General features: G+C 42.9%; 21 protein-coding genes. 12 read left to right on the top strand and 9 right to left on the bottom strand.

Annotated elements, in window-relative coordinates; translation table 11 throughout:
- The first annotated feature begins 21 nt into the window (after positions 1-21).
- The 5 genes from J3P43_RS13990 (at position 22) to J3P43_RS14010 (ending at position 11,343) form a co-directional block, all read left to right on the top strand.
- Positions 22-3,330, top strand: coding sequence for a glycosyl hydrolase (locus tag J3P43_RS13990; RefSeq protein WP_255903441.1), 3,309 nt, complete (start codon positions 22-24; stop codon positions 3,328-3,330).
- 109 nt (positions 3,331-3,439) lie between these two features.
- Positions 3,440-9,247, top strand: coding sequence for a lamin tail domain-containing protein (locus tag J3P43_RS13995; RefSeq protein ID WP_255903443.1), 5,808 nt, complete (start codon positions 3,440-3,442; stop codon positions 9,245-9,247).
- A gap of 76 nt (positions 9,248-9,323) precedes the next feature.
- Entirely contained in the window at positions 9,324-10,052 is a 729-nt protein-coding gene (locus J3P43_RS14000) for a YebC/PmpR family DNA-binding transcriptional regulator (RefSeq protein ID WP_255903445.1), read from the top strand.
- A 38-nt stretch (positions 10,053-10,090) separates the two neighbouring features.
- The gene (locus tag J3P43_RS14005) at positions 10,091-10,324 is read left to right on the top strand and encodes a hypothetical protein (RefSeq protein WP_255903447.1); all 234 of its coding nucleotides are present in this window, start codon (positions 10,091-10,093) and stop codon (positions 10,322-10,324) included.
- Positions 10,324-11,343: a hypothetical protein gene (locus tag J3P43_RS14010; protein WP_255903449.1), complete on the top strand. Its 1,020-nt coding sequence runs from the start codon at positions 10,324-10,326 to the stop codon at positions 11,341-11,343. Before J3P43_RS14005 ends, J3P43_RS14010 begins: the two co-directional genes overlap by 1 nt.
- Before the next feature lie 299 nt (positions 11,344-11,642).
- On the opposite strand, the gene ahcY is transcribed toward J3P43_RS14010, so the two are convergent.
- Positions 11,643-12,959 (bottom strand): adenosylhomocysteinase, encoded by a 1,317-nt coding sequence (gene ahcY / locus J3P43_RS14015; protein WP_255903451.1) that lies wholly within the window; start codon positions 12,957-12,959, stop codon positions 11,643-11,645.
- 169 nt (positions 12,960-13,128) lie between these two features.
- On the opposite strand from ahcY, the gene J3P43_RS14020 reads away from it, so the two are divergent.
- Complete coding sequence (locus J3P43_RS14020) at positions 13,129-13,539, top strand: BrxA/BrxB family bacilliredoxin (RefSeq protein WP_255903453.1); 411 nt, start codon at positions 13,129-13,131, stop codon at positions 13,537-13,539.
- 96 nt (positions 13,540-13,635) lie between these two features.
- Here J3P43_RS14020 and cdaA read toward each other — a convergent pair whose 3' ends face one another.
- Together cdaA and folP are read right to left on the bottom strand one after the other, a co-directional pair.
- The gene (gene cdaA / locus J3P43_RS14025; protein WP_255903455.1) at positions 13,636-14,427 is read right to left on the bottom strand and encodes a diadenylate cyclase CdaA; all 792 of its coding nucleotides are present in this window, start codon (positions 14,425-14,427) and stop codon (positions 13,636-13,638) included.
- A 42-nt stretch (positions 14,428-14,469) separates the two neighbouring features.
- Positions 14,470-15,366, bottom strand: a complete 897-nt coding sequence (folP, locus tag J3P43_RS14030; protein ID WP_255903457.1) for a dihydropteroate synthase — start codon at positions 15,364-15,366, stop codon at positions 14,470-14,472.
- Positions 15,367-15,415: 49 nt separating this feature from the next.
- Here folP and J3P43_RS14035 point away from each other — a divergent pair, with 49 nt between their 5' ends.
- From J3P43_RS14035 to J3P43_RS14050, 4 genes are read left to right on the top strand one after another with little or no spacing between them, the layout of a single operon-like run.
- Positions 15,416-15,958, top strand: a complete 543-nt coding sequence (locus J3P43_RS14035) for a DUF1599 domain-containing protein (protein ID WP_255903458.1) — start codon at positions 15,416-15,418, stop codon at positions 15,956-15,958.
- Position 15,959: 1 nt separating this feature from the next.
- Entirely contained in the window at positions 15,960-17,117 is a 1,158-nt protein-coding gene (locus tag J3P43_RS14040; protein ID WP_255903460.1) for a BT_3928 family protein, read from the top strand.
- The gene (locus J3P43_RS14045) at positions 17,117-17,560 is read left to right on the top strand and encodes a DinB family protein (protein WP_255903462.1); all 444 of its coding nucleotides are present in this window, start codon (positions 17,117-17,119) and stop codon (positions 17,558-17,560) included. Before J3P43_RS14040 ends, J3P43_RS14045 begins: the two co-directional genes overlap by 1 nt.
- Positions 17,557-18,072 carry a shikimate kinase gene (locus tag J3P43_RS14050; protein WP_255903464.1) on the top strand — a complete coding sequence of 172 codons (516 nt, stop codon included), beginning with the start codon at positions 17,557-17,559 and terminating at the stop codon, positions 18,070-18,072. The genes J3P43_RS14045 and J3P43_RS14050 overlap by 4 nt, the downstream gene beginning before the upstream one ends.
- On the opposite strand, the gene J3P43_RS14055 is transcribed toward J3P43_RS14050, so the two are convergent.
- From J3P43_RS14055 to pheS, 6 genes are all read right to left on the bottom strand, one after another.
- Positions 18,060-18,563 (bottom strand): phosphoribosyltransferase family protein, encoded by a 504-nt coding sequence (locus tag J3P43_RS14055; RefSeq protein WP_255903466.1) that lies wholly within the window; start codon positions 18,561-18,563, stop codon positions 18,060-18,062. The two genes, J3P43_RS14050 and J3P43_RS14055, sit on opposite strands and share 13 nt — an antisense overlap.
- 39 nt (positions 18,564-18,602) lie before the next feature.
- Entirely contained in the window at positions 18,603-18,998 is a 396-nt protein-coding gene (locus tag J3P43_RS14060) for a hypothetical protein (protein WP_255903469.1), read from the bottom strand.
- Positions 18,999-20,432 carry a 23S rRNA (uracil(1939)-C(5))-methyltransferase RlmD gene (rlmD, locus tag J3P43_RS14065; protein WP_255903471.1) on the bottom strand — a complete coding sequence of 478 codons (1,434 nt, stop codon included), beginning with the start codon at positions 20,430-20,432 and terminating at the stop codon, positions 18,999-19,001.
- Positions 20,433-20,550: 118 nt separating this feature from the next.
- Positions 20,551-21,126, bottom strand: coding sequence for a TetR/AcrR family transcriptional regulator (locus J3P43_RS14070; RefSeq protein ID WP_255903473.1), 576 nt, complete (start codon positions 21,124-21,126; stop codon positions 20,551-20,553).
- A 5-nt stretch (positions 21,127-21,131) separates the two neighbouring features.
- Positions 21,132-21,545 (bottom strand): Rieske (2Fe-2S) protein, encoded by a 414-nt coding sequence (locus tag J3P43_RS14075; protein ID WP_255903475.1) that lies wholly within the window; start codon positions 21,543-21,545, stop codon positions 21,132-21,134.
- Positions 21,545-22,579, bottom strand: a complete 1,035-nt coding sequence (pheS, locus tag J3P43_RS14080) for a phenylalanine--tRNA ligase subunit alpha (RefSeq protein WP_255903477.1) — start codon at positions 22,577-22,579, stop codon at positions 21,545-21,547. Before pheS ends, J3P43_RS14075 begins: the two co-directional genes overlap by 1 nt.
- A 284-nt stretch (positions 22,580-22,863) precedes the next feature.
- On the opposite strand from pheS, the gene J3P43_RS14085 reads away from it, so the two are divergent.
- Both J3P43_RS14085 and trhO read left to right on the top strand, forming a co-directional pair.
- Positions 22,864-25,308 (top strand): DUF5686 and carboxypeptidase regulatory-like domain-containing protein, encoded by a 2,445-nt coding sequence (locus tag J3P43_RS14085; RefSeq protein ID WP_255903479.1) that lies wholly within the window; start codon positions 22,864-22,866, stop codon positions 25,306-25,308.
- A 142-nt stretch (positions 25,309-25,450) separates the two neighbouring features.
- The gene (gene trhO / locus J3P43_RS14090) at positions 25,451-26,443 is read left to right on the top strand and encodes an oxygen-dependent tRNA uridine(34) hydroxylase TrhO (RefSeq protein WP_255903481.1); all 993 of its coding nucleotides are present in this window, start codon (positions 25,451-25,453) and stop codon (positions 26,441-26,443) included.
- The last annotated feature ends 30 nt before the right edge of the window (positions 26,444-26,473 follow it).

Consider the following 26,473-nt stretch of genomic DNA (forward strand, 5'->3'; position numbering starts at 1 on the left):
ATTTCAATCTTGAAACGTTCCATGACCAGAAACAACCTTTTAACTTCCTTCGGTCTCCTGATTTTCCTATTGATCTTTTGCGCCGCTGCGTATTCGCAAAATACGATTGAGTCGCTAAAGGCAAATTTTAAAACACCACCCCAAACGGGCTGGCCCCGGACATGGTGGCATTGGTCGCACAGCAACGTCACAAAAGAAGGAATAACCAAAGATCTTGAATGGATGAAAAGGGCCGGTATTGCCGGGATGCAATTAGGTGATGTAGCTTATGGCAGCGGCCAAACAGTAACAGAAAAGATTGTTTTTCGCACCCCCGAGTGGCTTGATGCCGTTCGTCATACCGCAGCTGAAGCAGACAGACTTGGGCTCGAAATGTCGATGTTCACTTCGGCAGGCTGGAGTCTAACCGGCGGGCCCTGGGTAAAACCAGAGCAGGCGATGAAAAAGCTGGTTTGGAGCGAAGTCAGGGTTGAGGGTTCGAAAACATTTAAAGGAAAACTGCCGCAACCGCCTGCGAATGAAGGCGCGGGGCCAAATCTCAGCCCCCTGACCGAACAAACAACGCCAAAGGGCTTCTATAAAGATTTTGCCGTGATTGCATATCGTACTCCGGCAAATGAACTAATATCGGCAACACCGGCAAAAGTGAGTAGTTCATCGGGCGAAATTGATAAAACACAGTTATTTGATAGCAATTTGGCAACATCAGGCACTATAAAAGCCATCGGACAACCACGAAAGGCTTGGCTGCTGCTCGACTTTAATAAACCAGTTACTGCAACCGGGATTACCATTGCAGGGAAAAAAGGAATTCCGTTTGGAAGCATTATGGCGAGTAACGATGGAATCTCTTTCAGCACATTGACAAACATTCCGGGTAAAACAGGCTATCGGGGGGGCAGGATCCGGACGTATGATTTTGCTGAAACCAAAGCCAGATATTACAAAGTTGAAATGACTAACGCTCCTGCAAGACCGGGAGAGATCATTTCTCAAATAACGACGCTGGCCGATAGCGTGTACGACATCAGCGAGATCCAAATACATACCGGCGGCCGGGTAAACCGCTGGGAAGACAAAGCGGGCTTCAACTTTTTATTTGAATATGCCGGAACAGAAACACCTGCCCTGTCTCCAGGATCGGTGATAGCTTCCGCTGATGTGATCGACCTTAGCTCGAAAATGTCCGCTGATGGAACGTTAAACTGGGATCCGCCGAAAGGCAACTGGACCATTATGCGTTTTGGCTATGCACTTACCGGTGCAAAAAACCGTCCAGCAGTACCCGCTGGTTTAGGTTATGAAGTGGACAAGTTAAGTAAAAAACATGCTGAAGCCTACATGCAGGAGTACACCAACCCAATAAAAGGCGCATTGGGAAACCTGTACGGAAAAAGCCTCCAATATATGGTGATGGACAGTTGGGAAGCAGGCATCCAAAACTGGACAGAAGATATGCCTGCTGAATTTAAAAAGAGGCGAGGATATGATATGACTCCATACCTGCCGGTTCTAGCAGGAAGAGTTTACAAAAATTCTGAAATCAGCGATCGCTTTCTCTGGGATTTCCGCAGGACGCTGGTGGATATGTTTGCCGAGAATCACTATGGCACCGTAACAGACTTTCTCAATAAGCAGGGAATAAAAACCTACAGTGAAGCAGGCGGTGTATCGCTCGAATCGATGGAAGACGCCTTGCTGAATAAAAAATATGTTGACATACCGATGGGCGAATTTTGGGTTCGCGACCTGCATCCGTCGTCTATGTATTATGAGGACGTTAGAGGTGCGGCCTCTGCTTCACATGTTTACGGGAAGAATCTGGTAGCGGCAGAGGCTTTTACCGGCGGAAATTATGAATCGCCATATACCTTAAAAAAACTCGCAGATTATTGGTTTACCCAAGGGATAAACAGACTGGTTTTTCACACATCGGCCCACCAACCATTAGACACCAAGCCCGGGAACACGATGGTTGGTACGCACATCAACCGCAATATTACCTGGGCCGAACAGGCCAGGCCCTTCATGACTTATCTTTCAAGAGCTTCATACATGCTGCAGCAGGGAACTTATGTGGCTGATGTTGCCTATTTATTGAACGAAGGTGCACCCTCAACCATGCCGTTTTGGGGTGCCGGTTTGCAGCCTGCTCTGCCAGATGGATATTCTTTCGACTATATTAATGCCGATGTGCTGTTAAACCGCATCAAGTTTGAAGGCGGACGGCTCACACTTCCGGACGGACTTAATTATGGAGTACTTGTTTTACCTCAAACTACCGAGATGACTTTACCGGTACTGAAGAAAATCAGGGAACTCGTTGGAGCGGGAGCTACAGTTTTAGGTCCAAAACCAGTAAAAACCCCGGGTTTAATAGGCTACCCCGCATCCGACGATGAGCTTAAAGAACTGGCTGGTGAAGTCTGGGGCGATTTAGACGGCATCAGCCGTACGGTAAAAACTTACGGAAAAGGAAAAGTACTATGGGGAATGCCTTTACAATCTGCACTAAACATGGCGGGAATAACCAGGGATATAGATGCCAATACCTTTTCTGATGGCTTATCCTGGATACACCGTAAAACTCCCGACGCGGATATCTATTTTATCGTGAACCGAAAAGATTCTCCTCAGCATCTAGATATAAACTTCCGTGTAAGCGGTAAACACGCAGAGATTTTTAATCCCGATAAGGGAACCTATGCGTCTGCAGATTATACAGCCTCCGGCGAAAGAACTATGGTTGATTTACAACTGGAAGAAAGAGAATCTGTTTTTGTGGTATTCCATGGAGTTGCACAGGTTAATGACAATAAGAAGGTCAGTCAATATGAGAGTTTAGCCACGATTGACGGCCCCTGGACAGTATCGTTTCCGCCGAACTGGGGCGCTCCCGAAAAAATTGAAATGACAAATCTTTCATCATGGACCAACCATTCCATTGAGGGCGTAAAATATTTCTCAGGAACAGCCAACTACAACAAGACTTTCGAACTGAATAAAAAATCGATTCAGAATGCCGAAGAGCTATGGATTGACCTTGGTGATGTGAAAGATATTGCGGAAGTATCCTTAAATGGAAAAATTATTGACACGCTTTGGAAAGCGCCTTTCCGCGCAGATATCAGTAAAGCCATAAAACCAGGTAAGAACCAGCTTCAAATCAGGGTAACTAATCAGTGGACCAACCGATTAATTGGTGACCAAGCCACAACGCCGGAAAAAAGAATCTTGGCAAGCTATACGGCTCCTTTTGGAGGAAGATATGTGCTGGCTCCGTCTGGGCTGCTTGGGCCCGTCCGGATTTTATCCTCTGCCCATAAGTGAAGTTTAATTGACTGATAACCAACAGATCCAGTCGCAACCATTTTTAAAATAAATAATTTTTATCTAATTACTCAAAATTATTACTTTAGGATTTTGAATATCTACCAAGATGAAAAATTATTTATTATTTCCACTTCTACTATGTGGAAATCTGGCCTTTGCGCAATTAAACGAGCTGTTTAGCGATGGAAATTTCACAAGCAATCCTGTTTGGACCGGCAGCAATGCCGGAAATGATTTCAGCATTGACACCTCAGGCACTATACAACTTAAATCGAAGTCGACAACTGCAAGCAGCAATTTTTATTTAAGCACGGCCAGTGGGCTTGCCTCTAATTGTATCTGGGAATTTAGTGTGAACCTGCTGTTTAATCCCTCGGGGGCAAATTATGTGGATGTGTATTTGACATCCGATCAGGCTAACCTTCAGGCAACTAATATTAACGGCTATTTTGTACGATTGGGCGGAATAAATGACGAAATCTGCTTATTTAAAAGGTCGGGCAGCGCCGCCTCGAGCGTTAAACTTGTTGATGGTGTAAACGGTATATTAAACACCTCCGATAACAGGATTAAGATCAAAGTAACCCGAACTTCGGCTCATGGATTCACTTTAGAACGAGACCTTACGGGATCAGGAACATCTTATGTAACGGAAGGCACGCTGGTAGACTCCAGCTTCACCACCTCAGTTTTTTTTGGAATTTTTATCCAGCAGTCTACTTCAAGCTTTCATCAAAAGCACTGGTTTGACGATTTCAAAATCCAGCCCCTTGTTACAGACCAAAGTCCACCTTCTTTGATGTCAGTAACACCGATCGATTCCAGCCGTCTGGAAATACTCTTCGACGAACCGATGGATACTACCTCCGCAAAACTTCTGAGCAACTATTCTATGGACAATGGTTTCGGGCACCCTCTTTTGATAAAAACCACTTCGGACGCTGCAAAATTCATCCTAACCTTTGAAAAGGGATTTATTACAGCCTCGTATCTCTTAACTGCCTCCAATATCACCGACAAAGCAGGGAATATCATTTCACCGGCTAATACCGGCCGGTTCTCTTTCCATAAGCCGTATATCGCAAAAAAGGGAGACATAGTCATCAATGAGATCTTTGCTGACCCATCGCCGCAAATAGATTTACCCTCTGTAGAATTCATAGAAATCTTCAACACCAGCAATCAAACCATATCACTTCAAAATTGGAAATATTCGGATCCAGCCTCCTCTGCGACTTTTCCTGCCGACAGCATCAAAGCCGGGGAGCATTTAGTTCTTTGCGCCAGGGCTGATACCAACGAATATAAGCGATTTGGAAAGACGATAGGCTTATCGCCATGGCCTTCTTTAAACAACTCAGGCGATATCATCAAACTAGTCAGCCCTGAAATTCAAACCATTGATTCTGTAGCCTATTCTGATTCCTGGTATCCCACTACCGCAAAGAAACAAGGCGGATGGTCTTTGGAAAGGGTAAATCCTACTTCCATTTGCAGCGGAACGTTCAACTGGACAGCCTCAACCGATATTACCGGAGGGACGCCTGGCAAACAGAATACTGCGTTCATTCACAATTATGATCAACTTGCGTTTACAGCCGACAGCATTATCCAACTCTCGGATACAACTTTCAGGTTTTATTTAAATAAGCCTGCTGATATCTCTACCGCGAATAATGCGTTCAGCATATCTCCTGCCCATGCAGCTATAAAGTCTTTAAGTTTTGATGCATTTTCCCGGGAATCGACGATTTCTGTACTCGGCTTACAACCGAACACCGTGTATCAAATCAGCGTCTCTGCGATAACAGATTGCGCCGGAAATACGATCAGTCCCCGTTCATTTCAATTTACAACACCTAATATTCCGCCGGTCAGGTTGGACACTGCGAAGATCTTTATTACCGAAATATTTGCTGATCCCTCTCCAGAGGTCGGGCTCCCTTTGGCTGAGTTTGTCGAGGTTTACAATGCGGGCCTGGACACAATCCATTTAGATGGATGGACAATAAACAATTCCCCCATCAAAAAAGCATCTATCCTACCTCAAGGATATTTAATTCTTTGCGGGGATACTACTCAGTATAAAACTTTCGGCAGAACAGCAGAAGTATCAATCTGGCCTGGCTTGACTAACGCTTCAGGCCAAATACTCCTGAAAAGTTTTAAAGGCCGCATGATTGATTCGACTTCATATTCAAGCGCATGGCATACAAATACCGCCAAGAAACAAGGTGGTTGGTCGCTCGAACGCATTGACTATACTTCGACTTGCACCGGAATGTTTAACTGGGCATCTTCTACAGACACGACCGGTGGAACACCGGGCGTGCAAAATTCCATTCATATATCAAACTACGGTAAATTGGCTCTGGCAGCAGACAGCATTCGACAGCTAAGCGACTCTACAATTACCATTTATCTAAATAAGGCCGCAAACGTTTCAAGCGCTGCCAACGCTTTGTCCATTGTTCCGGCTTTAGCCGACATAAAGTTCGCTTTTACACCAAACCTCAAACAAATCAACTTGCTGTTCGATAAACCATTCCTTTCGAATACTTCTTACCGCCTGGCTATTTCCGGGTTAGAAGATTGCGCAGCGAACCGGTTAAGCACCGAATTTCTGTTTAAAACGCCAAAAGCTCCACCAGTCCGCGTTGATACCGCGCAGTTATATATCACCGAAATATTTGCCGATCCCTCACCGGAAATCGGGTTGCCTCTCGTAGAATTTGTCGAAATTTATAATCCTGGAAAGGATACGGTAAATTTAGATGGATATATATTTAGCAATTCGAAGACAAAATCGGCGATCAGGAACAGCTTCATATTGCCAGATGATTATCTTATTCTTTGCCCGATTGCTGATACCGTACATTTTAAACCATTCGGCAAAGTTTCCGGCATTACGTCTTGGCCCGCTCTGCTGAATGGTGCAGATCAAATTTCTATCAAAAGCTATAAAAGTCGTCTGCTCGATTCGGTTTCGTATTTAGATACCTGGCATACAACTCCAGTAAAAAAACAGGGTGGATGGTCGCTTGAACGGGTAGCTTACCAATCGCTTTGCAGCGGAGTCTTTAACTGGGCCTCGTCCAGAGACAAATCGGGCGGCACGCCGGGAAAATCAAATTCCGTGTTAATCAGTAATTACGATAAAATCGACTTTAAGGCCGATAGCGTCAAACTTTTATCGGACACCGGTATCAGTGTTTATTTTAACAAACATGCTGACGTCTCCACCTCCCAAGACGTGTTTAAAATAAGTTCGTCATCGGCAGAAATAAAAGTAACTTCATTTGATGCACAGGCTTTAAAAGCTACTCTTATTTTCGACCAGAAACTTTCGGCGGGGACACCCTATCAGCTAAGCGTTTCAAATCTGAAAGATTGCGCTGGCAACATTGTTGTGCCTACCACTTTAAGTTTTAGCACTCCCAAGCCCACACTTACACGTCCAGACACTTCAAATATTTACATTACCGAAATCTTCGCCGACCCCTCTCCTGAAATTAAACTACCGCTTGCCGAGTTTATTGAGCTCTACAATCCTGGTATAGACACAGTCGACTTGAATGGATGGGCTTTGGCTAATTCGAAAACAATATCATCCTTGAAGAACGTTTTTATTTTGCCCGGTCAGTACTTGATTCTTTGTCCCACGGCAGACACATCTCAATATAAAAACTTTGGGCAAGTGAAAGGGGTATCACCATGGCCGTCTCTGGTCAATTATGCCGATCAGCTTACACTGAAAAGCTTCACGGGGCGACTGGTTGATACGATCGCCTATTTTGATACATGGCACATAAATTCCGTTAAAAAGCAAGGGGGCTGGTCGCTTGAACGGAGCGACTATCGGTCGCTTTGCGGTGGAGGTTTTAATTGGACATCATCTCTTGATACCGATGGAGGAACTCCTGGCAGGAAAAACTCTGTAAATGTTGACCATTACGATAAACTGCCATTTAAAGTCGACAGCATTAAACAAACATCTGATCTGACCGTCGAAGTTACATTTAATAAACACGCTGATATCGCAACTTCTGAGGGAGCGTTTTTATTGACTCCTTTGCTTAATATGAAATCGCTAAGCTTCGACGCAAAGGCGACAAAGGTTATCATCACATATGCCGAGAAGTTTGCTGCCAACACAACCTATCAGCTCGCGGTAAATAATGGACTGAGGGATTGTGCAGGCAACCCCATCGCTTCTGGCACCAAACTCGCTTTTCATACCCCAAAACGCCCACCAGGGCGGCTCGATACTGCGAAGCTCTATATCACCGAAATCTTTGCAGATCCATCACCGGAAGTAAAATTACCTTTGGCTGAGTTTGTGGAGATCTTCAATCCTGGTAAGGATACCATAGATGTGGCGGACTGGACATTCCACGATTCTTCTTCGAAATCAACATTCGGAAATGCGGTGATCTTGCCTCAGCAATATGCAATTCTTTGTCCCGCTGCAGACACGCTTCAATACAGCGCTTACGGTAAAGTAATCGGCCTGGCTCCATGGCCGGCGCTCAACAATAGTTCTGAACAAATAACGATCAAAAGCTTTAAAGGAAGATCAGTAGACTCGGTTTCGTACAAAGACAGCTGGTACAAAAACGATGTAAAGAAAAATGGTGGTTGGTCGCTTGAGCTGATCGACAAGGAATCCGTTTGTACAGGAATTCAAAACTGGACGGCAAGTATTGACGCTACAGGCGGTACTCCGGGCAGGCAGAATTCAGTGTATAACTTATTCAGCACTTCAGAACAGCTTAAAGTAATGCAAGCAAGATTAAAAGACAGTGCAACTATCGTCGTCTCCTTCAACAGGCCAGCCGACAGCCTATTTCTGTCAAAGTCGCACAATTACAAGGTAAACAACGGATTGGGCCAACCTTCAGCAGTATCCCTGAACTCAGCGTTCACTGAGGTGGAGCTCGCGTTTTCTCAAGCGATTAAAAGAGGGACTTCTTATAAAGTTAGCTGCGCTGACATTACCGACTGCATGGGTAGAAAGATATCTTCTCAAAATAACTCTTCCGAATTCTTCTATCCCTATAAGATCTCCAAAGGCGATATCCTGATTAGCGAGATACTTTTTAATCCGCGTGACGGCGGAGCGGATTTTGTTGAGATTTACAACAACTCTGATAAGATTTTAGACCTGCAAGAACTGGCCGTTGCCGGGATTAAAAGCCCGGATAGCATCGTCAATAAAAAGCAAATCTCAACATCTCCCCGATTTTTTAAACCTAAAGAATACCTCGTTCTATCGACAAACCCGGATCAAATTAGAAAAGATTACCACACAGAAAATCCAGATGCTTTTTTAACGATGCCTTCCATGCCGCCTTTCAACAACGATGCGGGTGCGGTGGTGCTGGTTAGCAAAGAGGGACGTATTGACCAATTTTCTTACACCGAAAAAGTGCACCACTACCTGATAAAGGAACCTAAGGGCGTATCTTTAGAACGAACCAGCTTTAAAATTCCGACTCAGAATCCAGGAAATTTCCGGTCGGCTGCCGCCTCTGTTGGCTTCGCAACCCCAGGTTATAAAAACTCTCAATCTGTCGAGATTGCCGCAATTGGGGCGAGCGAGATCGAATTAATCTCAAAAACATTCTCACCGGATAACGACGGCTTTGAAGACGCCCTGATTATAAACTATCGCTTTAAGGATGCGGGCATGGTTGCGAACGTGAGTATTTATAATGACAGCGGCGTTCTGATAAAGAAATTATCAAGGAATACTACCCTGGCGAGCGAAGGCACATTGGTTTGGGACGGAACGACCGAAAATGAGCAAAGAGCTTCGGTGGGTATTTATATAATTTATTTTGATCTCTTTAATCTTAACGGTCAAACCAAAAAGTATAAAAAGGCCTGCGTGCTGGCATCGAAACTTAATTAGGGATTTTGAATTTATATTCGCCTAAAATCACCCTTAAATTTTTACTTTTGGCTTTTGATTTTTTACTTTTTTATTAATGGGAAGAGCATTCGAATTCCGTAAAGAAAGAAAATTTAAACGCTGGGCCAAGATGGCCGTTCAGTTTACCCGTTTGGGAAAAGAGATTGTAATGGCGGTTAAATCGGGCGGACCAAACCCCGAAACTAACTCACGCTTGCGTACCGCGATTCAAAACTCTAAGGCAGTAAATATGCCGAAAGACCGGGTTGACGCTGCTATTAAAAGAGCATCAAACAAAGACGACTCCAACTACGAAGAGCTTGTTTACGAAGGATATGCCCAACATGGCGTAGCTATTCTGATCGAAACGGCTACGGATAATACTAACCGTACTGTTGCTAACGTGCGCAGTTATTTCAATAAAACAGGAGGCACTTTAGGTAAAACAGGTTCACTGGATTTTATCTTTAACCGTAAAGCGGTTTTCAGATTTGTTCCGCCGGAAGATTTAGACTTAGAAGAACTGGAATTTGAATTAATTGATGCCGGCCTGGAGGATCTGTACATCGAAGCAGACGAAGAAGGAAATGATATTGGAGTAATTCACACGGCATTTGAGGACTTCGGTAAAATGCAAAAAGCATTGGAAGAAAAAGGATTTGAGATGAAGAGTGCGAAACTGGAGCGTATCGCGCTTTCACATACTGATGTAACCGAAGAACAAGCTGTTGATGTTTTCAAATTGATTGATAAACTGGAAGAGGACGATGATGTTCAGGCAGTCTACCATAATATGGCGGAGTAAATAAACAAATCCGTAAATTAGTACGTATCTTATTTACAATGAAAGACAAAGACCTACTAGTTGTTATTGCCGAAATGCTTAGAAAGCAGGATCAGCATACTGAAATTCTTACAAATCAGTCCAGACTTCTTGAGAAAACTCATGAAACCTTAACTGCTTTTATGGAAGTGTCTATTAAGCAATTTGATGAACAACATAAGTTTAATGAACGGTTTCTCGAATTAAATGAAAAAGTTGTTGACCGCTTAGAGAAAATTGAGAAAAAGCTTTAATGACTTTTGAAGAGTTCTTTACCAAGAAAAAGATAGACCTTGTTCAGCTTGAAAAAGTTGAACCGGCGCTTTATAGCGAGTTCAAAAAACACTTTGCTGCCATGGGCGAAAAAAGTTTCGACCATACCAAAAAATTTTGGTTCAATAAGCTTAGAAGACTTTATCATTTAACCCCACCAGACAAAGCGGTAACTCAGGTTGAAACTGCTATCGCTTCTCAGGCCGAGCCTCTCAGCTCTCCTACCATCGAACAGAAGCCGGCATTTACTCCGCGATTTAAAAGTGCTAATATTAACAAGGCTGAACCCGCTCCGGCGGAACAAGCAGAAGCAAAACCTGTTGCCAAACCAGCCTTTAAGCCGAGAAATATTCCGGCAAAACCAGTTGAACCTGCAGCAGGAGAAAAACAGGCAGAAACTATAAATACTCCACCTGCTAAAGCTCCTGAATTCAAGCCGAGAAATATCAAGCCAGCGGACGAAAGTCCAAAGGCAGCAGAACCTGGAGCGGAAGAGAATGGGCCCGAAACTCCTGGAAATTCCTTGCCGCCTAAATCCCCTGGATTCAGGCCGAGAAATATCAAGTCGGTTGCCTCAGAAAATGCAGAAGATGCTAACCGCGCGGACAGTCGGCCCGGGCAACCAGCCGTTTCAGAGACACCGATTACAAATCCGGCGAAACAGGAAGAGGCTGCCAAAGGAGGCTACAAACCCAAGTTTAAGCTGAAGAATATCCCAAGAAACCCTGCGGCGGGCGAAGAACAAACAGGGCAGCCGGTTAAGCCGGAGTTAATGCCTGAATCGTTGCCTGAAATACAGACGGATGCTCCTGTGGAATCGGAGATTGAGAGAAAGATCTCTTCTTCTACCCACGACAAAACACCCGAACAGGAGATTCAGGATAATGATCAGGATTCAAGGGGGAGTGATGATGAAATTAAAGAGGAGAAACCTAAACCTGCTTACAAGCCGAAGTTTAATTTGAAGAATATTAAGCCGCGGGATGATAAAAATCTATAAGGTTTTGGAAACCTTATAGGTTCCAAATGGAACTCGAGGCGTTTCCCCCCCACCAAGGAACTTAAACGCAGACAGCGTTCAGAACGCTGTCTGCGTTATTCAAGCGGTATTCCCCTACGAAGTGCTGCCCTGTCAACTTAAACCTGATTGAACGGAAAGCCCGAAGCGCGGAGAAACGAGGGCGAGGCGGACTTGGAGGGAAAGCAGGGCTCAACTTCCAATGAAACCGCCAGCACCTTTCACAAAAAAGCCACTCGTTATAATAAAACGAATGGCTTTCTACTGAGGCAAAAAAACTCTTAGTATCTGTAAGCTTCTGGCTTAAACGGACCTTCAACATTTACGCCGATGTAGTCAGCCTGATGTTGATCAAGTATGTCAAGTTCAACACCAATTTTAGCCAGGTGTAAACGGGCAACTTTTTCGTCTAAATGCTTAGGAAGCGTATATACTTTGTTCTCGTATTTACCAGGGTTCATCCAAAGCTCTAACTGAGCTAAAGTTTGGTTGGTAAATGAGTTAGACATTACAAATGATGGGTGACCGGTTGCGCAACCAAGGTTTACCAGACGACCTTCCGCCAATACAATGATATCTTTTCCGTCAATTGTATATTTATCTACCTGAGGTTTGATCTCAATTTTAGTATGACCATAGTTTTGGTTTAACCAGGCCATATCGATTTCATTATCAAAGTGACCGATGTTACAAACAATCGCCTTATCTTTCATTACTTTGAAGTGCTCGCCGCGAACGATATCGCAGTTACCAGTTGTAGTAACGATGATATCAGCTTCGAGAACCGCTGTAGCGAATTTCTTCACTTCATAACCTTCCATAGCTGCCTGTAATGCGCAGATAGGATCGATTTCAGTAACGATTACACGTACACCTTGTGAGCTTAGAGACTCTGCTGAACCTTTACCAACATCACCATATCCGCAAACAACAGCTACTTTACCAGCCATCATAATATCTGTAGCACGACGAATTGCGTCTACTAATGACTCACGGCAACCGTATTTATTATCGAATTTTGATTTTGTAACCGAATCGTTTACGTTGATCGCAGGTAAGTGCAATGTTCCGTTTTTCATACGCTCGTACAAACGGTGAACTCCTGTCGTAGTTTCTTCTGATAATCCTTTGATACCTGCAATAAGCTCAGGATATCTGTCGAATACCATGTTCGTTAAGTCACCACCATCATCTAAAATCATGTTTAGTGGCTGGCGGCTTTCGCCGAAGAATAATGTTTGCTCGATACACCAGTCAAACTCTTCTTCGTTCAGACCTTTCCAGGCGTAAACCTGAATACCTGCAGCAGCGATTGCAGCAGCAGCGTGATCCTGAGTTGAGAAAATGTTACAAGAAGACCAGGTAACTTCAGCACCTAAAGCAACAAGAGTTTCGATAAGTACAGCTGTTTGGATGGTCATGTGCAAACATCCTGCGATGCGTGCACCTTTTAGTGGCTGAGATGCGCCGAATTCTTCGCGAAGGGACATTAATCCCGGCATCTCTGCCTCCGCTAACTGAATTTCTTTGCGTCCCCATTCTGAAAGGGAGATGTCCTTAACTTTGTAAGGAATGTAAGTTGTCTCTACTGATGACATAGTTTGTTTTTTAAAATGAATTACAAAAGTAAGGCATTGCCTTATGAATATCAACTTCTTACGGGTAGTATCTATTCAATGTTCAGAAATTGTGACAAAGCCTTGATACGCATATTTTTACCTTTCATACGATAACATTATTTTTGCTTAATATTTAGTAATAAAAGTTATGTATCCAGAATATTTAGTTGCCCCTATGCGGGAAGATTTAACAAAAGTAGGTTTTCAGGATCTAAAAACTGCAGAAGAAGTGGAGTCTGCAATTGCCGGAGAAGGAACTGTTTTTGTAGTAGTGAACTCTGTTTGCGGTTGTGCAGCCGCTAACGCTCGCCCTGCGGCTAAAATCGCTTCTCAGCATGAGAAGCATCCTGCTAAGTTAGTTACAGTATTTGCGGGAGTGGAAAAAGAAGCAGTTGATAAAGCCAGAAGTTATATGTTGCCTTATCCTCCGTCTTCGCCGTCAATGGCATTATTTAAAGATGGTAAACTGGTTCATATTATTGAGCGTCATCAGATTGAAGGTCGCCCTGCGCAAATGATTGCTGATAATTTGATTGGCGCCTTTGAGCAATACTGCTAAGAACCAACTTAGGCAATCATAAAAAACAATAAATCCGGCCCAGCCGGATTTATTGTTTACTCCCTTTTATCTTTGTGCTTTAATCTCTTTGCCTTATTATATATCTTTATTCAGCAGCCTCTCTAAATCTGCCAGCGAGATATTCATCTTTACTCTCCCCTGTTTTGCATACGATATTTCACCGGTTTCTTCTGAAATAATCACGGCTACTGCATCGCTCATCTCCGAAATACCGATGCCTGCTCTGTGCCGTAAACCAAATTGAGGTGGCAACTTCTCATTATCCGTTAACGGTAAAATAGAACTGGCGGATTTTATGCGCCCTTCGGATATTACTACCGCTCCATCGTGCAAAGGACTATATTTTTGAAAAATGCTTTCTAACAGGCGTTTCGAGATAGCCGAATTCAGATTCTCGCCGCTATTTTGAAAGTATTGCTCATCGAAATACTTCGCAAACACGATCAAGGCGCCCGTTTTACTATTCTGCATACTCTTACAGGCCTCAATAACCGGACGAATAAAAATAAAATTTGCCTTCTCAAGTTCCTTTTTGCCGATAAAGTAATTTTTCCAGAGCTTAGTTTGCTGCAGAGACGCATTTTTACCAATCAGGAGTAAAAACCTCCGGATCTCTTGTTGAAACACAATAATCAGCGCCAGCACACCTACACTTACAAATCCACCCAATATTTCGGAGAGTAAGCGCATTTGAAGTTGAGAAACCAGCACAAAAACCAGGTAAATGATCAACAGGCCTAACAAAATATTTAAAGCAATGGTTCCGCGTAAAAGGTTGTAGATGTAATAGATAATTATCGCCACGCAGATGATATCTATCAGGTCCAGAAACCTTAGATGCAGGAAACTTATATCAAAACCCTCCATGCGCTGAAATTAATAATTTTGATTGGTTTTCCGTTCTCCCATCTATCCAAGCTTTTGAATTAGCGTTACCGCCTCTACTGCAGGCCTAACATCATGAACCCTCAAAATGTCAGCACCCTTCATTAATGCAACCGTGTTTAAAACTGTAGTTCCGTTAAGCGCGTCGCTATTATCAATATCCAGCACTTTCCAGATCATTGATTTTCGTGAGAGGCCTGCCAGCAGCGGTACACCTAACATCTTAAATAACTCCAGGCGATGCAGCAATTGATAATTATGTTCAATGGTTTTAGCAAAGCCAAAACCAGGATCAATGATATAATCTGTAATACCCATTTCTTTTAGTTGTGCCACTTTCGAAAAGCAGGCTTTCAACACCTCAGTTACAACATCTTCGTATTGAGCAAGGTGCTTCATCGTTTGGGGTGTTCCTTTCATGTGCATCAAAATATAGGGCACTTTAAGTCGGGCCACCGTCTCTATCATTTTAGGGTCTAAGTCGCCACCCGAAATATCATTTATGATGTGCGCTCCCTGCTTAACCGCTGCTTCGGCTACTTCGGCCCTAAACGTATCTACGGAAATTATCAGATGTGGATAATTTTTAGCTAAAGCGCTTATTACAGGAATCAGGCGATTCAACTCTTCAGGGGCTGAGACATCCGCGGCACCTGGGCGTGACGAATATGCGCCAACATCAATAAAGTCTGCCCCTTCCTCCATCATTGTTCCGGCGGCTGCTACTGCGGTATCAACCGAACCCATCCGGCTGCCTTTAAAAAACGAGTCGGGAGTAATATTTAAAATACCCATAACCTTTGGCCTGTTAAAGTCTATCAGCTGCCCTCTAACATTAATACTTTTCCTGATAAACTGTACAGAAGCATCCAGGTCAAAAAGCTTACTATTCTGATGAAAATCTGTATTTTTATCCGCCATTAAAGGCAAAATACAGCTTTATTAATCTTACAATCAAATAAATTATACTTTGATAAACAATACAGCAGAAGAATACGATGCAGTGATCAGAGTCTGCCGCGCTCTTTTTATAAAGAAAACAAAGGATTACGGAACAGCCTGGCGCATTCTTCGACCGAGTTCAATTACCGACCAGATCTTTATCAAGGCTCAGCGGATTCGCACACTCGAAGAAAAGAAAATTTCGAAGGTTGGCGAGGATATTATATCCGAGTATATCGGCATTATTAACTATTGTATTATTGCGATGATGCAACTTGAACTGGATCAAAACGCGCCGGCGGAACTTCCTTTGGACCTGGTAGAAATTGAATTTGATAAAAAAGTCAACGAAACGAAGGAACTGATGTTTGCCAAAAACCATGATTATGGCGAAGCGTGGAGAGACATGAGGATAAGTTCGTTAACCGATTTAATCCTGATGAAAATCTTTAGGGTGAAACAGATCGAAGACAATGCCGGCCAAACACTTGCGTCCGAAGGTGTAAAAGCCAATTATCAGGATATGTTAAACTATTCAGTATTCGCACTTATAAAACTCGATCTCAAATAAAATGAAAAAGGTTCTTGTAAATTTTTCAAGGTTTTTTGTTGGGATCCTCTTTATATTCTCAGGATTAATTAAAGCAAACGATCCGCTCGGCTTTGGTTACAAGCTTCAGGAATATTTCGAAGTATTTCACATCTCATTTCTACACGATTTTGCTGCTGGCTTTGCTATCCTGATCTGTGCAGTCGAAATTATACTCGGAGCTGCACTCCTGCTCGGTATCAGAGCCAGACAGGTAAGTGTTGGCCTGCTGATCCTGATCATCTTTTTCACCTTCCTTACTTTCTACTCGGCCGCATTCGATGTGGTGCGAAGCTGTGGTTGCTTTGGTGATGCCATCCCCCTTACACCATGGCAATCATTCGGCAAGGATTTAATTCTGCTGGTTTTTATCATCATAATTTATCTTAACCGCGACCAAATACAGCCCGTATTCAGCTCCGAAAAGGCACAGAGCCGGTCGCTTTGGATAGTCAGTATCCTCGCCTTCGGTTTCGGACTTTACACTTATAATTATCTTCCGGTCAAAGATTTTCTGCCCTATCATATAGGTGCAAATCTTCCCGAGAACATGAAAATCCCCGAGGGTGCACCTGCCGATGTTTATGAGATAAACTACACTCTCAAAAACAAAAAGACAGGCGAAAACAAAAAAATGACCGATAAAGAATATCTCAAAACCGAGATATGGAAAGACAGTAACTGGGAAATAACCGGCGACCCGGAAAGCAAGCTCATCAAAAAAGGTTATGAACCCAAAATAAAAGACCTGAAGATAAGCGATGCAATGGGCACCGATTATACGGCCGAGATCATCGAGAATCCTTATTATAACCTTGTAGTGGTAGCTCACGATCTCAACAAGGCAAATAAAAAAGCTTTGGGTGATTTAAATGCCCTGGCGATTACCAGTGTCGAAAATTACAACATCCGGACGGTGTTGCTTACAACCACTTCTCCTTCAAACACGGAAGCGTTTCAGAAGCAAAACAAGCTGGCGATCGAAACATTTTTTGCCGATGGCGTTCCGTTGAAAAGTATGGTTAGAGCGAACCCCGGCTTACTGCTTTTAAAAGATGGTGAGGTGATCAACAAATGGCATTATCGTAATTTGCCTTCTTATAAACATCTCGAAGAGACCTATTTCAAAAAAAACAATTGATGATTGCAGATTTTATTCGCTATACCGAGGTAGCCGACGGGATCATTATTAAAATTTTTCTGGAGGCGAAAAGGAGCCTTCCCGAGGCTGAAACATTGTTTAGCCACGTTCTAAACGCACAGCATATTTGGGCAAGCCGAATCAATGGTCTAAAACCAAGCTTTCTGACATGGGATCTCCAGCCGGTTTCTGTTTTTGAAGAAATGCATGTCAGCAACATTGCTCAGCTTAAAGAAATTTTAGCGAAGGATGACCTTGGACGAACGGTATCTTATACTACACAGGCAGGCGACAGTCTTGTAAATACAGTCGGAGACATCATTTTGCACGCGGCAAACCATTCTATTTATCATAGAGCACAAGTAGTATCGCTGTTTAAACAAAACAACATAAAACCGCCGGTAACTGATCTAATTGCACTGAAGCGGCAGGGACTATTATGAGAATCTTTCTGATAGGATTTATGGGAAGTGGTAAAACCACTTTGGGGAGAAGACTAGCCACAAAACTGGCGTATCCTTTTATTGATATGGACAAGGAAATAGAATCCCACATCAATATGTCTATTGCCGAATATTTTAAGGAATACGGAGAAGAAGCCTTTCGAAAGATTGAAAATGAAGTCCTGAAAACAAGTACATATCCTGAAAGCGCCATAATTGCCACAGGCGGTGGCGCTCCTTGTTTCTACGATAATCTGGACTGGATGAACAAAAATGGCTTAACCGTTTACCTCTCATTATCGCCAAAGGCGCTTGCGAAACGGCTCGTCAATGCAACAGACGAACGACCCGTATTAAAGAACCTAAAAGGTGATGAACTGGAGTGCTTTATTACAGAAAAACTAAAATTAAGAGAAGCGTTTTACACTCAGGCAAAATTAACCATTAAAGGAGCAGATCAAACTCCTGAAAGGTTCTCGGCTATATTGAAAGAAGGGAACTATCTCAAATAAACGGCATCTTCATCACCATCAAGAATAACGTCTACGTGTTCTTTGATGATGGTGGCCAGGTCTAATCCTGTAAAGTCGGCTGAAATTGGGAATTTACGGTGGCTGCGGTTCACCAAAACTGCCGTACGAAGCTTTTTCAGGGGGGTATTTAAAAACACTCCAAGTCCGTAAGCCAGGGTTCTGCCACTATTCAACACATCGTCAGCCAATATCACCACCTTATTTGTACAATTCTCAACAGGTATATCAGTATCGGCTTTAAGGTGTGAGCTGTCTTTATCTAACGAAATTTTCATCAGGGTAACTTTGATCCCAGATACACGCTGAAGTTCTTTTTGCAAACGCTTTGCCAATGTATAACCCGAGTCGATGATCCCCGCGATGATCAACTCTGACTCTTCCAGGTTATCTTCCCATATCTGGTAAGACATGCGGGTGATCTTTTGACGGATTTGTTTCTTATCCAGAATCAGAATTTTCTTATCGGGCATCTTTAAAATATTAGGACTCCAAAATAGCTATAATTAGCTTTAAATGTATGGATAAAAGACAAAGTTAGCTCCCTCGGGCACGATTACAAACAAGCACATATATTCATTGGGGTTCTTATACTGCTTGATAAAGCGCTCTTTTTTCTCTGTATGAATAATTCCTTTCTGCACAAATTCTTCCAGCATAGACGCCTGGATGGACCACTGTGTATTTAAGTCGTTTTTATCCAGAATCAGCTCTCCAAGTGATACCTCGTGCTGATGAGCCACGAAGATGGGATATTCTGATAAGCCTTCATTCAAAATCTCTGTGGCTATCTCCTGAATAGATTCGCTGTAAAGCTTTAAATCCGCTTCGAGGCTTTTTAATGGGCTTTCTTTCTGAGGAGTCGCCCCCTCTCCATCGGGTTGGTTGATTAGATCGCTGATTTCCATTTATAATGAATGCTTTAATTCCAATAAAACAACATTTTCAACGTGTTGTGTGTGCGGGAACATATCTACCGGGCGAATTCTCGTAACTTCATATTTCTCTCCCAGCAATGCTATATCACGAGCCTGCGTTGCTGCATTGCAACTTACGTAAACCACTTTAGGAGCTTCAATTTCTAAGATCCGGGCCACAACATCGGCATGCATACCTGCACGTGGCGGGTCGGTAATGATCACATCCGGCTTACCGTGTTCGAGTACAAACTCGGGAGTAAGAACATCCTTCATATCCCCCGCAAAGAATTTCGTATTGGATATATTGTTGATCCCCGAGTTGATAACCGCATCTTCGATCGCTGTGGGCACATATTCTACACCGACAACTTCTTTTACATGCCTGGCAATAAAGTTTGCTATCGTCCCCGCGCCCGTGTATAAATCGTATACCAATTCATTACCTTTAAAGCCGGCAAATTCGCGGGTGATGAGATAAAGCTGATGTGCCTGTAAAGAATTCGTTTGATAAAATGATTTCGGGCCAATTTTAAATCTAAGATCCTCCGCACCTGCCACATCACCCATTTGCTCAAATATAAAATCGCGACCTGAAAAGAGATGTATGTCCTGGTCAAAAATAGTATCGTTCCGCTTTTGATTTAGGATGTATAATAGAGAGGTTATCTGCGGAAAGCTGGCCTGTACATGTGTCATCGTTTTTTGCACTTCTTCGTCGGAAGCATAAGCAAAAACTACAATTACCATCAATTCTCCCGTAGTTGATGTACGGATGATCAGATTTCTAAGCGCCCCTTCGTGATTGCGCAGATCATAAAAACTGATATTTTCGCTCAAGGCGAAATCTCTGATCGAATTTCTGATTTCGTTTGATGGAGACGATTGCAGATAGCAAACCTCAATGTTCAGGATTTTGTCAAACCGGAGAGGAACGTGAAATCCGAGTGCATTCATATCCTGGTTTTCAAGACCGACCATGTCTCCGTCGGTTAGCCAGCGCTTATTCGAAAATGTGAACTCCAGCTTATTGCGGTAATAACGCGTTTCATAGGAGGCGAGAATAGGTTCTGCGATCGAAACATCCACCTTTCCCATCCGCTCTAAAGCGTCTAAAACACTTTTCTGTTTAAACTGAAGCTGCGACTCATAAGTCATATGCTGCCATTTGCAACCGCCACAAACGCCAAAATGCGGACAAAATGGTTCAGTTCTGTATTCTGAGGGCTTCAACAGCCGGGATACTTTTGCTTCGGCGAAGTTTTTCTTTTTCCTGAAAAGTTCTACGTCTACCAAATCCCCGGGAACCGCTTTTTCGATAAAAAGCACCAGCTCGTCAACTTTACCAACACCCTTCCCTCCTTCTGCAGTATCTGTTACCAGGATGTTTTCGATGTATTTCTTGTCTGCGGGGATTTTTTTCATGCGCGGGCAAAATTAAATAAATTTTGACTGGAAATTTTAAGATTGTCTAAAAGGAATACGGGCCTCTGCGCTAAGCGGAAGTGAGGTTGGCGGGCGGAACATTTTGAACTTAACGAGCCTAAATAGCTGCTTTAACCAGGTAAGGAAGGATTTCTTTTTGAAAACTCACAAAATTCTTCCGCACGTCAGAGTCGCTCACCGATGTGAAAGCAAACGAAAATACAATGGCTTTGCTCGATTTGATTAAAAACCGTAACCGATCGGCATAGTTAGTATCGCCTTTAAATAAATGCGTTTCTCGGTATGATTGGATCAGAAACACTTCCAGATCATCAGATAACAACTTCAAAAACCCCTGTGCATTAGTCGATTCACGGATAAAATCCCATCCGATAAATTCATTACATATGGTGTACGACAATCGGCTGGTCTTCAATATCAGATTACTTAAATAAACCTCCTTATTGGTTTCTTCAGAAGCATTTTCAATGATCTCGTTTACACTGATGCGGATATAATCCATCAAAATGGAATGTAAAAGCACTTCCTTACTGTCGAAGTATTTATATATGGTGGCCTTAGCTATTTTCGCTCTTTTGGCTATTTCGTTGACACTGGTTTTATGATAGCCGTATTTTCTGAATAGTTCCTGAGCGGCCTTAACAATACTTTCCTTTATCTTATCAATTTCCATTCCGACTAATTAATAATATAAATTGTATTGTTCTGGATGGATACATTATACTTTTTCAAAGGAATCTCTGCTGGCGGCCCCTGAGGCATTCCATCCTCCAAAGAAAAGATTGCCTTGCTGCACGGATCCGTCGCAGTTAGCCCATGGTCATCCACTACAACTGCGCATTTTTTTTCCGGGTCCACCGTGCTGCAGCGATCAAATGCCATATACGCATCGCCAAAAGCACTTCTATGGATAATTATTCCCGCAACGCCGTAGCCGTTTACCACCACCGAACCACCCGGGGTATTCAGAGGATGCATCGAGGGATTGTCCAGACGGATATGAAAGTTTACCGGAACATCCGGAATACCCGAACGGTCTTTTCCGCATGAAATTAATAATGAGGCCAATACGATCAGAAAAATATTCTTCATCAGGTTAATTCAGACTGAAACTGTTTAAGAAAACGAACATCGTTTTCAGAGAATAAACGTAAATCTCGTATCTGATATTTCAGATTAGTAATACGTTCAATTCCCATGCCGAACGCAAATCCGGTGAATTTTGTTCCATCGATGCCACAGTTTTCCAAAACGTTCGGGTCTACCATTCCGCAACCTAAAATTTCTACCCAGCCACTTTGCTTACACATCTGGCACCCGCTGCCCTTACAAATACTGCAGGAAATATCCATTTCGGCAGATGGTTCTGTAAAGGGGAAATACGAAGGCCTGAAACGCACCTTGGTTCCTTCGCCAAACAATTCCTGAACAAAATAAAATAAGGTTTGCTTCAGATCGGCAAACGACACATTTTCATCTACATACAATCCTTCAACCTGATGGAAGAAGCAATGCGCACGGGCAGAGATGGCTTCATTGCGATAAACCCGACCTGGCATTAAAGCCCTGAAAGGCGGCTTACCGTTCTCCATCATTCTAACTTGAACAGAAGAGGTATGGGTACGCAAAGCGATGTCACCATTTTCAGCGTCTTTTTTTATGAAAAATGTATCCTGCATATCCCTGGCAGGATGCTCTGGGGGGAAATTTAATGCAGAAAAGTTATGCCAGTCGTCTTCAATCTCAGGTCCCTCGGCCACAGAAAAGCCTAGTTTCTTAAAAATTTCGACAATCTCTTTCCTGACCAGCGACAGAGGATGACGGGATCCTATTTCAATGCCTTCACCGGGAAGTGTCGCATCGATCTGCGTTTCAGCCCCCGATGCTTGCGACTCCAGGCTTTCTTTAAAAGACTGATAAGTTTGCTCAGCAAGAACCTTAAATTCGTTCAGCACTTTTCCAAGAGTTCTCTTCTCTTCCGGAGAAACCGATTTAAACTCGTCAAATATATCTTTGATAATACCCTTTGAGCCCAGAAACTTTATTCTGAATGTCTCTAACTCATCGGCATTTGTGGGGGAAAAGGATTTTATTTCAGCTGTATATAAATTGATTTTTTCCTGCATTACTTAATCAATATCAAATTATCGGGTCTTATAATTCGCAAATCTACGCATAAACTTACAAAGCTTTCGAAATCTTCTATTTCATTATGCAACGGTACGCGGACACCAACGAGGCCGGAGATTTTCCGCGTTGTATTGCAACATTCAAACTCTAAGAAGGCATTCTAAAACCAGAAGGCTGAAATGTCGTATATGTTATATATACTTGTTATTATTAAATTCGTTATATTAAGTATAAAAACAACCCAATCCTGTAGGGTGCTTTGTACTGATGTTTTGCTCTGATGTTTAAGAAAGCGTTATTAATTCTCTTCCTTCTTATTTCCAAAGGTTTTTCACAGGAACTCATTGAGATCAGCGGGAAAATTATTGACACGCAGGGCCATCCTATCGCCTTCACATCGGTTTTCATTAAAGATCTTATCACCAGCACCATGGCTAACCAGAATGGTGAATACAAAATCAATCTGCCCAAAGGCCGTCAAACCATTATTTTCAGATTTGTGGGTTATAAACAGGAACAAATTGCCTTCGATGTGAAGGCGGGGACCAAAGTAAATGCGGTACTCGAAAAAGAAAGTTTTACACTCGAAGAAGTCGTAATTGCCGGTCGTCAGAAAGAAGATCCTGCTAATAAATTTATCAGGAAGGTAATAGCTCATAGAAAAGCGCTCCGATCCACGCCTTCATACTCTTGCGACGTGTACACCAAAGGGGTTCAAAAACTGGTTGGGGCGCCTAAAAAGATACTGGGACAAGACGTTGCGCAGGCCCTTAACCTCGACTCTAACCGCCATGGAATATTATACCAGTCGGAAACAAAGTCGAAGTTCTATTATAAATATCCCGATGTAAAAGAAATCATGGAGGCTTCTAAAGTGGCCGGCGACAGAGAAGGATTTAGCTTTAACAGGGCGCTCGACCTGCAAATCAACCTGTACGATAATTTATTACAATGGGGGCCCTTAGGCAATCAAAGCTATGTATCTCCGGTCGCAGACAACGCTTTCGATTATTACCGATACCAGCTGGAAGGCACCAGCATACAAAACGAGCATATTATTCACAAAATAAAAATCATTCCCAAAAACCGCTTCGACCCGGTTTTTAGCGGGCACATTTATCTTGTTGATGGCGATTGGCGACTATACAGTGTAAATCTGATGATTACGGAAGAAGCCCGGATAAATTTCGTCGACACGCTAAAAATCAGTCAGAATTTTATCGAAGTTGGAAAAACCTTCTGGCTTCCGTCTGATATCACCTTCAACTTTAAGGGCAAGGTATTGGGCTTCAAATTTGCCGGCTATTTTACGGGTCTGTACAGTAACTACCATGTCAATCCCGAGTTTCCGGATAACTTTTTCAAGGATGAGATCATGAGAATTCCGGCCGATGCTAATACCCGCGACAACGAATATTGGGTTAAGAATCGGCCGGTACCGTTAACCTTCGAAGAAGACATCAATTATCGACTGAAAGACACTGCTGCTGCACAAGCCGAATCGCAGCATGTGCTTGACTCGTTACAAAAAGAGCGCAATAAATTCAAGCCGCTCAAATTTCTTTTTAGCGGTTATACGCTTCACAACTATGGAAACAAAAGCTTCTGGCATTTTAACTCCCTGAACAGAACCGTATTTTACAATACAGTTGAGGGCTGGGCCGTAGATTTTAAACCTCATTACAGAAAACAATTCTCGCTGCGCAGATCGATCGATGTGAGGCCAAGTTTTAGATATGGTTTCAGCAGTAATACGCTAAATGCCAACATTCAGGTAAATTACCTGAGCGATACGCTGCACCACGAAAGCTTCAGCCTTAACATGGGAAGCGATTTTTTGGATCTGAATAACAAGGGTACAATTAATCTTTTTTACAACACCTTAACCACATTATTCGACGGAAAAAACTTCCTTAAACTCTATAAAGCAAACTTCTTTGCCCTTAGCGCACAACGCGAAATATCTGACGGCCTATTAATTACCGGCGGAACCGAAATTTCAAGAAGGTTTCCGCTCAGAAATGCATCCTATAAACCCATATTCGACAACGCAGCAAAGATCTTAACATCCAATAACCCGCTCGATCCGCAAAGGGATATAAACTTGTTCCCTGTCAACAATGCTTTTAGTATCGACGCGAAGCTGTCTTATACCTATGGTCAGCGTTATACCACCCGTCCAGATGGGAAAATCTATGAAAATGCCAGATATCCAACCATCAAATTAAACTACAGAAAAGGAATCCCAAAAGTATTTAACTCTGCGGTCGATTACGACTTTATAGCGCTAGACCTGTATCAGGACAAAGTGAAGACCGGGCTTTTTGGTTACAGCTCCTTCTACTTTTCGGCGGGACAATTTATAAACACAAAATCGTTGTTTTACCCCGATATCAAGCACTTTACCGGTAATCAGACAGCGATTTACAACCCCATATTCCCAAACTTCCACTTCCTGGATTATTATGCGTATGCAACCAATTCCAAATATTTTGAAGGGCATTATGAGCATAATTTTTTAGGCCTGTTTTTAAAAAAAATTCCGCTTATCAGAAAATTAAAACTGGAAGAGATTGTGGGAGGCGCCATACTTTCACAACCATACAATTCCTACCGGGAAGTTTATTTCGGACTACAACGGCTCATCGTTCGTGCAGATTACGGTTTCGCATGGACACAAAACGGGCAGCGATACCGGGCCTTCCGGCTTTTTTATGGGTTTTAAGCTCTACCCCGGCCCGCAAGTTATTGGCTTCTGCTAATTTCAGGTAAATATTTGCCTGATCGCTCCACATCATTTTCTATTACATACAATAAGCTTATCTTTGCAGCACATTTAACGCTGTTTGCAACAGTATCAGTGCATTATGAATAGATACCACACCTTACTTTACTATTGTTATACTACAATAGAGAATGCAGAGCAATTTGCCGCAGATCACCTTAAATTTTGTAAATCCCTGGGCCTTGTGGGCCGGATCATTGTTGCCGAAGAAGGATTAAACGGCACCGTATCAGGAACTGTGGATGCATGTAAAACCTATATGGAAAGCATTCATAGCGACCCAAGGTTTGCGGCAACAGAATTTAAAATCGATGAAGTTGAAGAACCTTCCTTCATCAAAATGCACTGCCGCTACAAATCGGAAATTGTTCATTCGGGCCTTCGCGATCCAAACATTATCGACCCGAAAAAGAAAACCGGCATCCACCTCGAGCCAAAAGATTTCATGGAAATGAAAGATAGGGATGATGTAGTGGTACTTGATGTGCGTTCCAACTACGAACATTCTCTGGGGAAATTTAAAAATGCGGTTACACTTGACATTGAAAACTTTCGTGATTTTCCTGCGAAAATTAACGAGCTGGCTCAATACAAAGACAAAAAAATACTCACCTATTGTACCGGAGGCATAAAATGTGAAAAAGCATCGGCATTGCTACTGCACGAAGGGTTCCAGGAAGTATATCAGCTGCATGGGGGCATTATAAAGTATGGAAAAGAAGCCGGCGGAAAAGACTTTGAAGGAAAGTGTTATGTATTTGACAACAGGGTAGCCGTCGACGTGAATTCTGTAAACCCGGTAGTTATTTCGAGATGTTATAATTGTGAAAAGATAACTGCGAAGATGATTAACTGCGCAAATCCCGAGTGTAATGAACATTTCACTCAATGCGATGACTGCGGATGGCAACGGGATGGTTGCTGCTCCGACAGCTGTAAAGAACATCCGCGAAAGCGACCTTATGACGGCACAGGCTATTATGTAAAAGTTCCGCAGCAGGTGAATTTGAATAAAAAAGGGAGAACCGACTTTTTAAACGACTTAAAAGAAACAGGGAATCTGCAACTGAGCTAATAGGATATCGCTCTTCCAACTTAACACCGG

This window comes from Paradesertivirga mongoliensis, assembly GCF_024436395.1.
In the GTDB taxonomy this organism is placed as follows: Bacteria; Bacteroidota; Bacteroidia; order Sphingobacteriales; family Sphingobacteriaceae; genus Paradesertivirga; species Paradesertivirga mongoliensis.

What these genes read in the sequence shown, in the direction of transcription:
- J3P43_RS13990 (WP_255903441.1), top strand. Translation starts at nt 22, where the DNA reads ATGACCAGAAACAACCTTTTAACTTCCTTCGGTCTCCTGATTTTCCTA.
- J3P43_RS13995 (WP_255903443.1), top strand. Translation starts at nt 3,440, where the DNA reads ATGAAAAATTATTTATTATTTCCACTTCTACTATGTGGAAATCTGGCC.
- J3P43_RS14000 (WP_255903445.1), top strand. Translation starts at nt 9,324, where the DNA reads ATGGGAAGAGCATTCGAATTCCGTAAAGAAAGAAAATTTAAACGCTGG.
- J3P43_RS14005 (WP_255903447.1), top strand. Translation starts at nt 10,091, where the DNA reads ATGAAAGACAAAGACCTACTAGTTGTTATTGCCGAAATGCTTAGAAAG.
- J3P43_RS14010 (WP_255903449.1), top strand. Translation starts at nt 10,324, where the DNA reads ATGACTTTTGAAGAGTTCTTTACCAAGAAAAAGATAGACCTTGTTCAG.
- ahcY (WP_255903451.1), bottom strand. Translation starts at nt 12,959, where the DNA reads ATGTCATCAGTAGAGACAACTTACATTCCTTACAAAGTTAAGGACATC.
- J3P43_RS14020 (WP_255903453.1), top strand. Translation starts at nt 13,129, where the DNA reads ATGTATCCAGAATATTTAGTTGCCCCTATGCGGGAAGATTTAACAAAA.
- cdaA (WP_255903455.1), bottom strand. Translation starts at nt 14,427, where the DNA reads ATGGAGGGTTTTGATATAAGTTTCCTGCATCTAAGGTTTCTGGACCTG.
- folP (WP_255903457.1), bottom strand. Translation starts at nt 15,366, where the DNA reads ATGGCGGATAAAAATACAGATTTTCATCAGAATAGTAAGCTTTTTGAC.
- J3P43_RS14040 (WP_255903460.1), top strand. Translation starts at nt 15,960, where the DNA reads ATGAAAAAGGTTCTTGTAAATTTTTCAAGGTTTTTTGTTGGGATCCTC.
- J3P43_RS14045 (WP_255903462.1), top strand. Translation starts at nt 17,117, where the DNA reads ATGATTGCAGATTTTATTCGCTATACCGAGGTAGCCGACGGGATCATT.
- J3P43_RS14050 (WP_255903464.1), top strand. Translation starts at nt 17,557, where the DNA reads ATGAGAATCTTTCTGATAGGATTTATGGGAAGTGGTAAAACCACTTTG.
- J3P43_RS14055 (WP_255903466.1), bottom strand. Translation starts at nt 18,563, where the DNA reads ATGCCCGATAAGAAAATTCTGATTCTGGATAAGAAACAAATCCGTCAA.
- J3P43_RS14060 (WP_255903469.1), bottom strand. Translation starts at nt 18,998, where the DNA reads ATGGAAATCAGCGATCTAATCAACCAACCCGATGGAGAGGGGGCGACT.
- rlmD (WP_255903471.1), bottom strand. Translation starts at nt 20,432, where the DNA reads ATGAAAAAAATCCCCGCAGACAAGAAATACATCGAAAACATCCTGGTA.
- J3P43_RS14070 (WP_255903473.1), bottom strand. Translation starts at nt 21,126, where the DNA reads ATGGAAATTGATAAGATAAAGGAAAGTATTGTTAAGGCCGCTCAGGAA.
- J3P43_RS14075 (WP_255903475.1), bottom strand. Translation starts at nt 21,545, where the DNA reads ATGAAGAATATTTTTCTGATCGTATTGGCCTCATTATTAATTTCATGC.
- pheS (WP_255903477.1), bottom strand. Translation starts at nt 22,579, where the DNA reads ATGCAGGAAAAAATCAATTTATATACAGCTGAAATAAAATCCTTTTCC.
- J3P43_RS14085 (WP_255903479.1), top strand. Translation starts at nt 22,864, where the DNA reads ATGTTTAAGAAAGCGTTATTAATTCTCTTCCTTCTTATTTCCAAAGGT.
- trhO (WP_255903481.1), top strand. Translation starts at nt 25,451, where the DNA reads ATGAATAGATACCACACCTTACTTTACTATTGTTATACTACAATAGAG.